The organism is Veillonella sp. S13053-19, from assembly GCF_002959835.1.
Classification (GTDB): domain Bacteria; phylum Bacillota; class Negativicutes; order Veillonellales; family Veillonellaceae; genus Veillonella; species Veillonella rogosae.
The window spans coordinates 100,826-114,053 of record NZ_PPDA01000008.1 but is presented as its reverse complement, the minus strand read 5'-3'; the positions used below and the strand labels follow the sequence as shown (position 1 = coordinate 114,053).

Below are 13,228 nucleotides of genomic sequence, written 5' to 3'. Positions count from 1 at the left end.
GCCTCCTTTCTACTAACAACCCCAAATAATCATATCTTTTATTATAACACATATTGTAGGCCATCAATACAGCAGCGAACAGTATTTCTCGTACTATCTTCATACCAATTAATGTTTATATGAGGATATTTTTCTTGAAAGTATAACATATTCCTATTTTTAAGGCCTCGTACCTTGGATGTTAAACTACGAGGATAGAAAACACTTATATTTAGAGCTATAAAAGTATTTACTTGTCCCCATATATTCCACTGTGAAAGCTCCTTATCAATAAAGGATTCTATATGTTCATTAATACAGCGTTCTATGCGTTGTTTATACTGTTCATTTACGACGAGCTCACCCATAGCGGGCTCATAAGGACCTGCCACCAAACTATTTCCAGAGTCTAGCTCTTCCGTGCTTTGTAATCCTGTACGTATAACTTCAATGTTATGCCGTTCAAACCAGTCCTTTAAAAATGCACAATATGTGATAGCTTGCTCGGTACTCAATGGCTCGTATTCACCAGCTCTATATTGATCTGCTAGCTCCGTATTTTCTATAACAAGAACAGGATAAATTCGTACAAAATCTGGTTTTAGTTTAACTACAGCAATAGCTGTTTCTAGAATTGATTCCCAAGTTTCACCTTTTAGTCCTGGTAAAAGCTGAACACCTACAGTCATACCGCGCAGTTTCAATCGCGCAACAGCCTCTACTACCTCTTGTGCGGTGTGACCACGCTTAGCATCGACTAAAATACCATCATTCATGGACTGCACACCAAGTTCTACTGTTTTTACCCCGTAGGACTGTAATAAGGTAATTGCTTTGTCACCTACAGCATCAGGCCGTGTAGAACAACGTATACCGTCAATTATACCTCGCCTAAGCATCTCAGAAGCAGGAGCTAATAATTGATGTTGTAAATCTGTATGGATAGCTGTAAACGATCCACCATAAAAGGCGACTTCCCAAAACTTATCGTTTCGTTTATTTCCCACATACTCTGTAATCGTTTCTTTAATATAATCCGGTGTTAGGTGACTAATACCAGATTGGCCTGTAATACGAGACTGATTACAAAAGGTACACACATAGGGACAACCTACATGGGGTATAAAAAAAGGAATCATACCAAATGGTTTCATAGACACCTCCCCTTCTTATAAGAATATTACTCATATGTTATTATATAGAGCATTACTCATATATTACTATATAGAATATTACTTACATATTGTTATATAGATTATTGCTCATATACTATTATACAGAAAAAAGCGCCATTAGGCGCTTTTCTATTTGTCAGCCATCAACTTTTCTAAAGTCAATTGAGCCGCATGTTGTTCTGCAATTTTTTTACTTTTACCAGAGCCTGCCTCGTAAGTAACACCATTGATTTCTACCACCATATGGAAGCTCTTAGCATGGTCGGGACCACTTTCACTGAGCAAACGATAAACGATATGTTTATCACCATCTCGTTGCACATATTCTTGTAATAATGTCTTATAATCTTTGCCCCGCTTACCTTCTAAGGCTTGCATAATATAAATCGTTAGATGTTTTAAAACGAAGGTCATTGCCGTTTGATAATCTGTAGAAATATAAATAGCACCAATGAGGGACTCAAAGGTATCAGCTAGTATGGAGTTACGATCATTACCACCAGAAGCACGTTCACCATGACCGAGCAATAAATATTGCCCCAATTGTAAAGAACGACTCACGGATGCTAGAGAGTCCTCACATACTGTAGCAGCCTTAATCTTCGTTAAATTACCTTCAGCCATATCTGGATAGTTTTTAAATAAATACTCACCAATAATGAGATCCAGTACAGCATCACCTAAAAACTCTAATCGTTGATTGTGATGGATATGCCTTGATTTATGTTCATTCGCATAAGATGTATGTGTAAAAGCACAATCTATAATGGATATATCTGACACAGGTATGTCTAAACGAGCAACAAGCTCATGAAGGGATTCTTCACGAGCTTGTGTCATCTTACTCTTATGCGCTTCGATAGTAACCATTAAGCTTCATAACGGCGAATGCAAAGTGTACCGTTATGACCACCAAAACCGAAAGAGTTGGAAAGTGCACATTTAACTTCTAGGTCACGTGCGCCTTCACGAACATAGTCTAGATCCAAACCTTCATCAGGATTGTCACAGTTAATTGTAGGGTGAACTTTACCAGTTTCGATAGCCATCGCCATAACGATAGTTTCGATAGCACCAGCAGCACCTAACAAGTGACCTGTCATGGATTTTGTAGAGTTAACAGCGATGTTTTTAGCATGATCGCCGAACAATTCTTTAATAGCTAATGTTTCATTTTGGTCATTAAGGCCAGTAGATGTACCATGAGCATTGATGTAGTTAACGTCTTTAGGGTCGATACCTGCATCTTTAATTGCTAATTCCATACATTTACGAGCTTGAACACCACCCGGAGCTGGTGCAGTGATGTGGTAAGCATCACCATTAGTACCGTAACCTACTACTTCAGCGTAGATATGAGCACCACGAGCTTGAGCATGTTCTAATTCTTCAAGAACTACGATACCTGCGCCTTCACCCATTACGAAACCATCGCGATCGCGGTCAAATGGACGGGATGCTTTTGTTGGTTCATCATTGCGTGTAGACATAGCTTTCATAGCTGCGAAACCAGCTACAGCAGCTGGGGATACAGCAGCTTCAGTACCACCAGCGAACATTACATCAGCATCACCACGTTGAATGATACGGAATGCATCGCCAATAGCATTTGTACCAGAAGTACAAGCTGTTACGTCTGTAATAACAGGGCCTTTAAGACCAAGGCGAATGGATACGCGTGCAGATGTCATGTTTGCAATCATCATAGGTACTGCAAATGGACTTACACGGCCAGGACCTTTTTCGAATAATGTTTCATATACTTCATGGATAGAGTCAATACCGCCGATACCAGTACCAACTACAGTACCACAACGGTCTAAATTTGCTTTGTCCAAATCAAAATCAGCATCTTCACAAGCAAGAACAGCAGCACCGATAGCCAATTCTACAGAACGATCCATACGACGAGCTTCTTTTTTGTCTACGCCATAGTTTGTAATATCAAAATCTTTTACTTCGCCTGCAATGCGTGTTGCATACTCAGATGCGTCAAAGCGTGTAATCGGCCCAATACCAGATTGACCTGCCAATAACGCATTGTAGAAGTTCTCTTTACCGATACCTACAGGAGTCACTGCCCCTAAGCCAGTAATTACTACACGTTTTTCCAATTATTCCACCTCTTATAGCTATACAGCCCTTTTAAATTAATCTATCTCTGCTACTTGCTGTTTTAATTGAGCAAAGATATCTTTAACTGGCATAATCTTATCGACTTTTCTCATATTATTGCCAGAGAACACCAAACCAGTTTCCACATCACCTTGTTGTGCACGAGAAAGAGCGCGGATGATACAGAATTTATGGGAACAATGTTTTAAACAGTTATCACACACCGTAGGAGGTGCTACAGTACCGTCTAATACAGATTCAGCAAATTTGTTTTTAATTGCTTGACCAGGCAAACCTACAGGACTTTGAATTAATACAATGTCCTCAGGGTTTGTAGCCCGTACATACATTTTTTTCAATTCATCAGATGCATTACATTCGTCAGAAGCCGCAAAACGGCTACCCATTTGAACACCACTAGCACCTAATTTCAACATTTCTACGATATCACGGCCATCGAGAACACCACCAGCACCAATTACTGGAATGTTTTTAACAGCTGCTACAACTTCTGGAACGATATCTCGAGCGGAACGATCCGTACCCAAGTGACCACCAGCTTCACAGCCTTCTACGATTACTGCTGCCGCACCTAAACCTTCAGAAATGCGAGCTAATTTTGCGGACGAAACGATTGGTACAATTGGAGTACCAGACTCTTTGCCCATAGCGAACATATCTCTTGAAAAACCAGCACCTGCTACTACAAGATCAATGCCCTCTTCGATGGCCGTTTTTACTAAACCAGCAAATTGAGTTGCTGCAACCATCGCATTTATACCAATAATACCCGTAGGTGATAATTTTCTAGCTAATTGTATTTCGTATCGTAATTCATCAAAAGGCAAACCGGATGCCGCAATAAGGCCGATACCACCTTCATTTGCAACGGCTGCTGCCAAGCGAGCTGTAGACAATCTAATCGCCATACCACCTTGAATGATAGGTACTTTGGCCACTAGATTCCCAATGCGAAGTTCAGGGAGCTTCACTATCAAATCCTCCTGTAAATAAAACCGGTGGGGAGGCCACTCGGCCTCCCGTTCGGCTGAATTGTCAGCTTTACAGCTTATTTAGCAGAATCAATATATTCTACTGTATCCTTAACGGTTTTAATTTTTTCTGCAACGTCGTCAGGGATTTCAACATTGAATTCTTCTTCGAATGCCATGATTAATTCAACGATATCTAAGGAGTCAGCGCCTAAGTCGTCGATGAATGTAGAATCAATGGTAACTTCAGCTTCATCAACGCCTAATTGTTCCACAACGATTGCTTTTACTTTATCGAAAGTGTTCATTGGTGGTTCACCTCCTTTCAAAGTGTATTTATATATAGTCTAATTTTACAACTACATTACCATGCCGCCATCTACATTGATGACTTGGCCGGTAATATAATTAGCAAAATCACTAGCAAGGAATGTTACTACAGTTGCCACTTCTTCAGCATCAGCCATGCGGCCCAATGGAATTTCAGTAACCATAGCTTCTTTAACTTTTTCTGGTAATACATCAGTCATATCTGTGTTGATAAAGCCTGGTGCAATAGCATTAACTGTAATGCCACGGCTAGCCAATTCTTTAGCACAAGATTTAGTGAAACCAATTACGCCAGCTTTAGAAGCAGCGTAGTTAGTTTGACCAGCATTACCCATAACACCTACAACAGATGTCATGTTGATAATATGACCAGAACGTTGTTTCATCATGATTTTAGATACTGCTTTAGTTACCAAGTATACACCTTTAAGGTTGATATCGATAACAGCATCAAAATCTTCATCTTTCATACGCATTAACAAACCATCACGCGTAATACCCGCATTATTTACGAGAATGTCAATGTGACCAAACTCTTTATGAGCTTCTTCAACCATAGCAGCAACTTCATCAGCATTAGCTACATTGGCTTTAATTTTAATGGCTTTACGGCCTAACGCTTGTACAGCTTCTACAGTTTCTTGAGCTGCACCTTCGCTACCGCTATAGTTAACTACAACATCAGCACCAGATTGTGCTAAATGAATAGCTACAGCGCGACCAATGCCACGGGATGCGCCAGTTACAATGGCTACTTTACCCTCTAAATGCATTTTATCGAACCCCTTTCAAAAATTCAAGCGTTTTCTCTAAGGATGCAATGTCTTCAACATTGGCTAATTCCATATCTTTGTTGATCTTCTTAGTAAATCCTGTAAGCACTTTGCCAGGGCCTACTTCAACGAAGCTAGTTACACCAAAGTTTACCATTTCAGCTACGCAGTCTTCCCATAATACAGGGTTAGCTGCTTGAGTAACTAAGGATTCTTTAATGTCATTTGCATTAGTTAAGATTTTACCTGTTACGTTTGCTACTACAGGAATTTGAGCATCGTTTACTTGGATTTTATCCAACTCTTCTTTTAAACGAAGGGCCGCTGGTTCCATCAAACGGCTGTGGAATGGAGCACTTACAGGAAGCATAACTGCACGTTTTGCACCTGCTTCTTTCATTTTTTCAGCTGCTGCTTCCACCGCTGCAGTTTCACCGGCAATAACGATTTGACCTGGGCAGTTAAAGTTAACTGCTTGTACAGAGCCAACAGATGCACTTACTTCTTCACAAATTTCTACAACTTGCTCACGAGGTAATGCCAAGATTGCAGCCATAGCGCCTTTGCCCAATGGCACTGCTTCTTGCATGTATTGACCACGTTTATGAACTACATATACAGCATCTTTAAAGTTTAATACGCCAGCTGCTACTAGAGCACTATATTCGCCAAGGCTATGACCACCTACGATATCAGGTGTGAAGCCTTGCTCTTTAAGAACTTCATAACAAGCTACGGATGCAGTCAAAATAGCTGGTTGTGTATTTGCTGTTTTAACGAGCTCTGTATCAGGACCTTCGAAACATAATTTAGTAATAGAATAACCAAGTGCTTCGTCTGCTTCTTCAAAACGTTGCTTCACAATAGGATACTCATTGTACAAATCTTGTAACATGCCTACTTTTTGGGAACCTTGACCAGGAAAAACAAATGCCGTTTTCATGAGGGCCTCCTTATTTATTCAGACCTTGAAGATTCTTAATTACAGTTTCAGTTTCAGTCATAATATCTTTAATGATAGTTGCACATGGTTTAATATCTGTTAACATACCAGAAATTTGACCGATCATTACAGAACCTTCTTTTACATCTCCATCAATAGCAGCTTTACGAAGTGTACCTGCACCTAATGCTTCTAGTTCTTCTTTAGAACCACCACTAAATTCAAGGTTTTTGTATTTATGAGCTAAAGAATTATCGATAATACGTACAGGGTGACCTGTTGTTAAACCAGTCATAACTGTAGCACGATCTTTTGCTTTCAATACAGCATTTTTATAATTTTCATGAGCGATACACTCTTCAGATAATACGAAGCGTGTACCCATTTGTACTGCTTTAGCACCTAATGCAAATGCCGCAGCCATACCACGACCATCAGCAATACCACCAGCAGCAATTACTGGTACATCTACAGCGTCAACTACTTGTGGGATTAATGCCATAGTTGTAATGTCACCTACGTGACCACCAGACTCTGTACCTTCTGCAATAATCGCATCGATACCACCACGCAATAAGCGTTTTGCTAATAATACGGATGCTACAACAGGAATAACTTTAGTGCCAATTTCTTTCAAAGCTGGAATATATACGCCAGGGTTACCTGCACCTGTGGTGATAACAGGAACGCGTTCTTCCACAACTACTTCCATAACTTCTTTTACGAATGGAGACATGAGCATAATGTTACAACCGAAAGGCTTATTAGTACGCTCTTTTAATTTATGGATTTCGTTACGGAAAATATCAGGAGGCATGTGACCAGCACCAATGAGGCCAAGGCCACCTGCTTCAGATACGGCTGCCGCTAATTCTGCAGTACCGAGCCAAGCCATACCACCTTGTAAGATTGGATACTCAATCCGCAATAAATCACAAATGTCAGTCTTAATCATCTTGATGTGTCCTCCTTAATACCATTTCAAGACTAGGCTTGCCCATGTTAGACCCGCACCAAATCCTGCAAACGCAATATTATCTCCACGTTTGAAATGTCCTTCACGATTTGCTTCATCAAGAGCAATCGCTACAGACGCGGCAGATGTATTACCATACTTATGTAAATTGACAAAAACCTTTTCCATCGGCAGATGTAATCGTTTCGCTGCCGAATCAATAATCCGAATATTTGCTTGATGAGGGATGAAGTAATCTAATTCATTCAGCTCCATACCAGCACATTCTAAAGATTTTAAAACAGTACGCCCCATCGTTTTAACAGCAAATTTATATACTTCAGGGCCATCCATGTGAATGAATGTCAAGCCTTCTTCTACCCGTTGATCATTAGCAACTACAGCAGTACCACCTGCTGGAATACAAAGTGCTGGTCCACCAGTGCCGTCGGCGCCCATATCAATACCTTTAATACCGTAACCTTCAGGTACTTCAGATACTACTGCAGCACCTGCACCATCACCGAAGAGGATACATGTGCCACGATCATTCCAGTTTACTCGACGGGAAAGAATTTCTGCCCCTACAACGAGTACCTTCTTATAAATGCCAGAACTAATATAACTAGCTGCAGTAATCAATCCATATACAAAGCCAGAACATGCCGCTTGTAAATCGTGGGCTGCTGCGTTTTTAGCTCCTAAGTTCGCTTGTAAAATACAAGCTGCAGAAGGAATAATCATATCTGGTGTTAAGGTAGCAAAGATAATCATATCGATGTCTTCTGCATTGACCTTAGCCATTTGCAATGCTTTCTTGGCTGCCTCTGTTGCCATATAGGATGTGTTCATACCTTCCGGTGCAATGCGTCGTTCTTCAATACCAGTACGTTCTCTAATCCATTGGTCGTTGGTATCAACCATTTTTTCAAGATCAAAGTTTGTTACTACATTGTCAGGAAGGAAGCTCCCAGTACCAATGATCCCTACAGGTTTATTCATCATAGTCATACTTTAAGGCTCCTTCAATTTCCATCGTATCACGAATGTGTTGAATAATTTTACGCTCTACTAGATCATCGGCAATTTCGATAGCACTCTTAATCTCTTTGGCCTTAGAGCTGCCATGAGAAATCATAAATAAACCATTAACACCTAAGAGTGGAGCACCACCATTTTCAGTGTGATCTAAGCGTTTTGCCATTTTTTTCAAAGCTGGCTTTACTAACATAGCACCAATCTTGGCAAAAATACTGCCCGCCATAATGCTATCCTTTACTAATTGTGTTAGGCCTGTTACCAAGCCTTCCGCAAATTTCAATACTACATTACCTACAAAGCCATCACATACAACAACATCAACAGTCCCTTTTGGAATATCACGACCTTCAATATTGCCTTTAAAGTTGATAATCTTCATACGTTCCAAGATTGGATACGTGGCTAGAACGACATCATTCCCTTTTGTGGCTTCTTCGCCGATGTTTAGTAATCCTACAGTAGGATTCTCTTTACCTATTAAAAGCTTAGCATATTCAGAACCCATCAATGCACCTTGTACAAGATGTTTAGGTTTACAGTTTGAATTTGCACCTGAATCTAGCATAACAGTAATACCACTTACTGTAGGCATTGGTGTTGCAATAACAGGACGATCTACACCCTTAATGCGACCAAGACCAAACAGGGCAGCTGCAACAGCAGCACCGGTGCTACCAGGAGCAATTACGGCATCACAATGATTATCGCGAACTAGCGCTGTAGCCACTACAATAGATGCATCTTTTTTCTTGCGCAATGCTTGACCTGGATGTTCATCCATACCGATTACTTCACTGGCATGATGTACAGAAATACGTGGATTCTTAGCTTCATTCCTAGCTTCTAATATGTTAAAAATTTGCTGCTCATCGCCGACGAGCACCACTTCAATGTGTTCATTTGCTCGTACGGCTTCAATGGACCCTAGTACAGGCTCCAATGGAGCAAAGTCGCCACCCATGGCGTCTATTGCAATTTTCATAATTTACACCCTATTCTCTACGGATTCCATAATAAATTTTGCGCGAAATACTTCTTTTATTTTATCTCTTATGATGACCCAAATAAAGAACTTATTACCTCGGCGGCGAACAATTTCTGCTTTTGCCACCAAATTTGTACCAGCTCCTACTGGGTTCTTGTATTTTATATTTCCAACTTCCGCAGAACAAACAGTAGTCCCCATGACTACTTTTGCGAGGGAATTTGCTTGAGCATATAAATACTGCGGCTCTACATGTCCGAAACGATCTTCCATATCAGCCGTAGTGCGTAGCATAGATAATGCTTGTTGCCCTTCGGTGACATCGATTAGCTCCCCAACCACTTCATACGGTATATGTTCTACCGCTTCATGTGATTGACCTGTAGCCATGACGCGAATGCGTTCACGCAATTCAGGAATCCCCAACTCTAGTCGATCGAGACGAATTGTTGGCACACTTACACCAAAGTGCGTTGCCAATTCTTCATCAGTAAGAAATGGCGTAATATTCAGTTTTTCTTGTAACTGCTTTTGGCGCTCTTGCTTCTTTAACCGACTCATGGGACCACCTTTTATGACCTAGTATTAATATTACATCCTAAGTATATACAATAATTCCCCTATTGGCAAGGCTTTTCATACATATAGTAACAGATTTTGATGACATATACAAAATATAGTTATAATTTTATATTTAAGTATCTTTTAGTTTATATAAGTATAAAAAATGCCACTACTTTATAGATTAATCTTACTATAAAATAGTGACACTTACTACTAATTAAGTGGCATATAAAGTTATAAGTATATAACTAAAAACTATAACTATATAAAAATATAAAATAAAAAAGTGTAAAAAAAAGACACCTACCGAAGTAGGCGTCTTTTCATCCGCTCACATATTAAGCATTAGCTACTACTTGCTCACCTTTATAGTGACCACATGTAGGGCAAACACGATGAGGCATCTTAGGTTCGTGGCATTGTGGGCATGCTACATAACCAGGAGCTTCTAATTTCCAATTAGCACGACGGCGATCGCGACGGCATTTAGACAATCTACGCTTAGGTACTGCCATTATCTGCACCTCCTTAGTACAATCATTAGGACAATCTATCATCTTTCTCATCAAGCAAAGCACGTAACTCTGCAAATCGAGGATCCACCACAAAGGATTCACAAGAACAAGGTGAAACATTTAAATTTGCTCCGCAATGAACGCACAATCCTTTGCAATCATCCTGACATAACACTTGAGAGGGCTCATTGATGATTAATGTATCCCTAATTAGTTCGGTTAAGTCAATTTCCTCTCCATCGAAAGGAGTCACATCATCCGCAGCATCTCGACGTTCACTAAAGATTTCCTCGAAGGAATCCTTACGATTATGCTCTGTTGTATTTAAACAACGAGAACAATCGTAATCACCTTTAGACTCTATCGAACCTTGAACGATGTAATTTTGACCATCAAACCAAAACTCACCATTAATGGTTATATCATGACGGCTCCAAGGAAAAGCAGTTACGTCACCAAGCTCAGAGGTTGGTATCGTATAGCTATAAGGAAATTTCTTTCCTATATGTTCTTTTGCTTGCTCTACTTGCAGTTTCATAATCTTACCTCGACTCATAATATTATAAACATGACATGGTGCTTTGTCAAATAAAAAAGACTATCTTAAGTGGACTCAAGATAGCCTTTTTGGAAAGTCAATTACATTTTTTCGAATTGGTCTTTACCAACACCGCAAAGTGGGCAAACATAATCAGCTGGTTGATCTTCGAATTTTACGCCTTCAACAGCTTCGTCATAAACCCAACCACATACTACGCATACGTATTTTTCCATGTGTATTTCCTCCTTCACTTGAAAATTTTGTTTACATTTTATCTTTAATTAAATTAGATACTTTATCTGTAATTTAGTATACCAAAGATATCGAAACTTTTCAATACTCATTTTCTTATTTTCTCAATTTTTCTAATATTTAAAAATCATATATACTATGCGGATTTATCCTACTTACAAGACTTGAAATGTATTATCAATTAAAGTTTTTCAAATATAACATTAATATTCTTTCGTATTCTTTAACGTTTAAGGCCATACTATTTCAATAGTAAAAGTAACAGCTTATTTATTTAATTAACAACGGCAATCAATCTATCTAAGGTATACATAATTTATATATTATACTATTATATAAAGAAGAGCTTATATGCCTATATAAAATTATTTTAGCATTATATAGCTTCTAATAAATACACCTAATCACATTAGTATATAAGTATATACTTATACATACTTTTACTTTATTAAAGCTCTAATTCTTATATAAGAATTAAACACATTATCTAAAGCTTAATAAAGAAATCGTTTATTACATTGTTATCATAGGAGGATGTATGAGAACAGCTTTAACTCAACTTTTACAAATCGAATACCCTATTATTCAAGGCGCTATGGCTTGGGTATCTGAACACAAATTAGTCGCTGCTGTTGCAAACGCTGGCGCTACAGGTGTAATTGCCCTTGGTGGCCGCGACGCAGAGTGGACTCGCAATGAAATTCGTGCTTGTAAAGAATTAACAGATAAACCTTTCGGTGTTAACCTTATGTTAATGGCTCCAAATAAAGATGAATTAGTAGATATTATCATTGAAGAAAAGCCAGCTTTTGTCACACTTGGAGCAGGTAACCCTGTTCCATATATTAAACCATTCCAAGATGCAGGCATCAAAGTTATTCCTGTTGTTCCATCTTTGAAACTTGCAAAACGCATCCAAGATGCTGGTGCCGATGCAATGATAGTTGAAGGTATGGAAGCTGGCGGTCATATCGGCAGTCAAACCACAATGTCTTTAATGGAAAATATTTTACCTGAAATTTCTATCCCTGTTGTTGTGGCTGGTTCCATCGTAGATGGTCGTGGCCTTGCAGCTGCATTATTGATGGGTGCAGATGGCGTGCAAATGGGCTCTCGTTTCTTGTTAGCCGAAGAATGCCAAGCACATCCAAATATGAAGGAAGCAATCATCAACGCCACAGATACAGACTCTGTTGTAACAGGTCTTCTCTCTGGTCACGGTGGCGTACGTAGCTTGAAAAATGAATTCACTACGCGTTATCTAGCTGCTGAAACTGATGGTGTTACTACGCCGGAGGAACGTACTAAAATGTCTCAAGGTACTAACAAACGTGCCGCTATTGATGGCGATGTTTTAAATGGTGCTGTGCAAGTAGGCCAAGGTTTAAACCGTCTTACAACTATTGAGCCAGCTCATACTATCGTTCAATCTGTAATGAATGAAGCTATTATGTCTATTCGTAAAGCTCAACGCCTTATTGAAATCGTTTAATTAATATAATAGGAGTACTCATGTTACCATTTCACGGAAAATATCCTAAATTAGATCCTAAAAGTTGTGTCATGCCTGGTGCAGAACTTGCTGGTGATGTGGAATTAAAAGAATACGCATCTATCTGGCAAAATTGCGCACTTCGAGGAGACGTAAACAAAATTATTGTAGGTCGTTACTCTAATGTACAAGACAACTCTGTTTTGCACGTAGATGATGATAAGGCCTGTGTCCTAGGTGATTACGTTACAATTGGTCATGGTGCAATCGTACATGCTAGCACAATTGAAGATAATGTATTAGTTGGTATGGGTGCCATCGTATTAAGTGGTTGCCATATTGGTTCTGGCTCCATCATCGCCGCTGGTGCTGTATTAAAAGAAAATACTGTAATCCCTCCTAACTCCTTAGTTGTTGGCATTCCAGCTCGTGTTGTTCGTACAGACGAAACTCAAATTGAACGCATTCATAATCAAGCGTTAAAATATAAACACTTGTGGACTGTAGAATACGGTATGCTTCCTGATGCAGGTGGCGAAGAGTACGATAAAAACGCCAAAATCGTATAATCACATA

Annotated in this window: 16 protein-coding genes; 2 read left to right on the top strand and 14 right to left on the bottom strand. The window is 39.4% G+C overall.

The window, feature by feature from the left end; translation table 11 throughout:
* Nucleotides 1-41: 41 nt before the first annotated feature.
* From VEHSUH06_RS04005 to VEHSUH06_RS03940, 14 genes are all read right to left on the bottom strand, one after another.
* A complete protein-coding gene (locus VEHSUH06_RS04005; RefSeq protein WP_105097856.1) occupies nucleotides 42-1,133 on the bottom strand; it encodes an elongator complex protein 3 in 1,092 nt (363 codons plus the stop codon).
* Nucleotides 1,134-1,283: 150 nt separating this feature from the next.
* Nucleotides 1,284-2,024 carry a ribonuclease III gene (gene rnc / locus VEHSUH06_RS04000; RefSeq protein WP_105097855.1) on the bottom strand — a complete coding sequence of 247 codons (741 nt, stop codon included), beginning with the start codon at nucleotides 2,022-2,024 and terminating at the stop codon, nucleotides 1,284-1,286.
* Nucleotides 2,024-3,268, bottom strand: coding sequence for a beta-ketoacyl-ACP synthase II (gene fabF, locus VEHSUH06_RS03995; RefSeq protein WP_105097854.1), 1,245 nt, complete (start codon nucleotides 3,266-3,268; stop codon nucleotides 2,024-2,026). Before fabF ends, rnc begins: the two co-directional genes overlap by 1 nt.
* 36 nt (nucleotides 3,269-3,304) lie before the next feature.
* Nucleotides 3,305-4,261, bottom strand: coding sequence for a nitronate monooxygenase family protein (locus VEHSUH06_RS03990; RefSeq protein WP_009372047.1), 957 nt, complete (start codon nucleotides 4,259-4,261; stop codon nucleotides 3,305-3,307).
* 77 nt (nucleotides 4,262-4,338) lie between these two features.
* On the bottom strand, nucleotides 4,339-4,569 hold the full coding sequence (locus VEHSUH06_RS03985; protein ID WP_004693441.1) for an acyl carrier protein: 231 nt from the start codon (nucleotides 4,567-4,569) through the stop codon (nucleotides 4,339-4,341).
* A gap of 51 nt (nucleotides 4,570-4,620) precedes the next feature.
* Nucleotides 4,621-5,364, bottom strand: coding sequence for a 3-oxoacyl-[acyl-carrier-protein] reductase (gene fabG, locus VEHSUH06_RS03980; RefSeq protein ID WP_009372107.1), 744 nt, complete (start codon nucleotides 5,362-5,364; stop codon nucleotides 4,621-4,623).
* Nucleotide 5,365: 1 nt separating this feature from the next.
* The gene (fabD, locus tag VEHSUH06_RS03975; RefSeq protein ID WP_105081055.1) at nucleotides 5,366-6,307 is read right to left on the bottom strand and encodes an ACP S-malonyltransferase; all 942 of its coding nucleotides are present in this window, start codon (nucleotides 6,305-6,307) and stop codon (nucleotides 5,366-5,368) included.
* Nucleotides 6,308-6,317: 10 nt separating this feature from the next.
* Nucleotides 6,318-7,262 (bottom strand): enoyl-[acyl-carrier-protein] reductase FabK, encoded by a 945-nt coding sequence (gene fabK / locus VEHSUH06_RS03970; protein ID WP_054747290.1) that lies wholly within the window; start codon nucleotides 7,260-7,262, stop codon nucleotides 6,318-6,320.
* A 15-nt stretch (nucleotides 7,263-7,277) separates the two neighbouring features.
* Nucleotides 7,278-8,273 (bottom strand): beta-ketoacyl-ACP synthase III, encoded by a 996-nt coding sequence (locus VEHSUH06_RS03965; protein WP_105097853.1) that lies wholly within the window; start codon nucleotides 8,271-8,273, stop codon nucleotides 7,278-7,280.
* A complete protein-coding gene (gene plsX / locus VEHSUH06_RS03960) occupies nucleotides 8,257-9,285 on the bottom strand; it encodes a phosphate acyltransferase PlsX (RefSeq protein ID WP_105097852.1) in 1,029 nt (342 codons plus the stop codon). The genes VEHSUH06_RS03965 and plsX overlap by 17 nt, the downstream gene beginning before the upstream one ends.
* Before the next feature lie 3 nt (nucleotides 9,286-9,288).
* Entirely contained in the window at nucleotides 9,289-9,849 is a 561-nt protein-coding gene (fapR, locus tag VEHSUH06_RS03955) for a transcription factor FapR (RefSeq protein ID WP_105081052.1), read from the bottom strand.
* A gap of 341 nt (nucleotides 9,850-10,190) precedes the next feature.
* Nucleotides 10,191-10,367 (bottom strand): 50S ribosomal protein L32, encoded by a 177-nt coding sequence (gene rpmF, locus VEHSUH06_RS03950; RefSeq protein WP_004693428.1) that lies wholly within the window; start codon nucleotides 10,365-10,367, stop codon nucleotides 10,191-10,193.
* A gap of 25 nt (nucleotides 10,368-10,392) precedes the next feature.
* Nucleotides 10,393-10,905 carry a DUF177 domain-containing protein gene (locus VEHSUH06_RS03945; protein WP_009350905.1) on the bottom strand — a complete coding sequence of 171 codons (513 nt, stop codon included), beginning with the start codon at nucleotides 10,903-10,905 and terminating at the stop codon, nucleotides 10,393-10,395.
* Between the two features lie 101 nt (nucleotides 10,906-11,006).
* Nucleotides 11,007-11,141 carry a rubredoxin gene (locus VEHSUH06_RS03940; RefSeq protein WP_009372088.1) on the bottom strand — a complete coding sequence of 45 codons (135 nt, stop codon included), beginning with the start codon at nucleotides 11,139-11,141 and terminating at the stop codon, nucleotides 11,007-11,009.
* Nucleotides 11,142-11,698: 557 nt separating this feature from the next.
* Here VEHSUH06_RS03940 and VEHSUH06_RS03935 point away from each other — a divergent pair.
* Both VEHSUH06_RS03935 and VEHSUH06_RS03930 read left to right on the top strand, forming a co-directional pair.
* Complete coding sequence (locus VEHSUH06_RS03935; protein WP_105097851.1) at nucleotides 11,699-12,652, top strand: nitronate monooxygenase; 954 nt, start codon at nucleotides 11,699-11,701, stop codon at nucleotides 12,650-12,652.
* Nucleotides 12,653-12,672: 20 nt separating this feature from the next.
* The gene (locus VEHSUH06_RS03930) at nucleotides 12,673-13,221 is read left to right on the top strand and encodes a gamma carbonic anhydrase family protein (RefSeq protein ID WP_105081050.1); all 549 of its coding nucleotides are present in this window, start codon (nucleotides 12,673-12,675) and stop codon (nucleotides 13,219-13,221) included.
* Nucleotides 13,222-13,228: the final 7 nt, after the last annotated feature.

Bases quoted from the DNA above. Each gene is read 5' to 3' on its own strand.
- VEHSUH06_RS04005 (WP_105097856.1), bottom strand. From the start codon at position 1,133: ATGAAACCATTTGGTATGATTCCTTTTTTTATACCCCATGTAGGTTGT.
- rnc (WP_105097855.1), bottom strand. From the start codon at position 2,024: ATGGTTACTATCGAAGCGCATAAGAGTAAGATGACACAAGCTCGTGAA.
- VEHSUH06_RS03985 (WP_004693441.1), bottom strand. From the start codon at position 4,569: ATGAACACTTTCGATAAAGTAAAAGCAATCGTTGTGGAACAATTAGGC.
- fabG (WP_009372107.1), bottom strand. From the start codon at position 5,364: ATGCATTTAGAGGGTAAAGTAGCCATTGTAACTGGCGCATCCCGTGGC.
- fabD (WP_105081055.1), bottom strand. From the start codon at position 6,307: ATGAAAACGGCATTTGTTTTTCCTGGTCAAGGTTCCCAAAAAGTAGGC.
- fabK (WP_054747290.1), bottom strand. From the start codon at position 7,262: ATGATTAAGACTGACATTTGTGATTTATTGCGGATTGAGTATCCAATC.
- VEHSUH06_RS03965 (WP_105097853.1), bottom strand. From the start codon at position 8,273: ATGACTATGATGAATAAACCTGTAGGGATCATTGGTACTGGGAGCTTC.
- plsX (WP_105097852.1), bottom strand. From the start codon at position 9,285: ATGAAAATTGCAATAGACGCCATGGGTGGCGACTTTGCTCCATTGGAG.
- fapR (WP_105081052.1), bottom strand. From the start codon at position 9,849: ATGAGTCGGTTAAAGAAGCAAGAGCGCCAAAAGCAGTTACAAGAAAAA.
- rpmF (WP_004693428.1), bottom strand. From the start codon at position 10,367: ATGGCAGTACCTAAGCGTAGATTGTCTAAATGCCGTCGCGATCGCCGT.
- VEHSUH06_RS03945 (WP_009350905.1), bottom strand. From the start codon at position 10,905: ATGAAACTGCAAGTAGAGCAAGCAAAAGAACATATAGGAAAGAAATTT.
- VEHSUH06_RS03940 (WP_009372088.1), bottom strand. From the start codon at position 11,141: ATGGAAAAATACGTATGCGTAGTATGTGGTTGGGTTTATGACGAAGCT.
- VEHSUH06_RS03935 (WP_105097851.1), top strand. From the start codon at position 11,699: ATGAGAACAGCTTTAACTCAACTTTTACAAATCGAATACCCTATTATT.
- VEHSUH06_RS03930 (WP_105081050.1), top strand. From the start codon at position 12,673: ATGTTACCATTTCACGGAAAATATCCTAAATTAGATCCTAAAAGTTGT.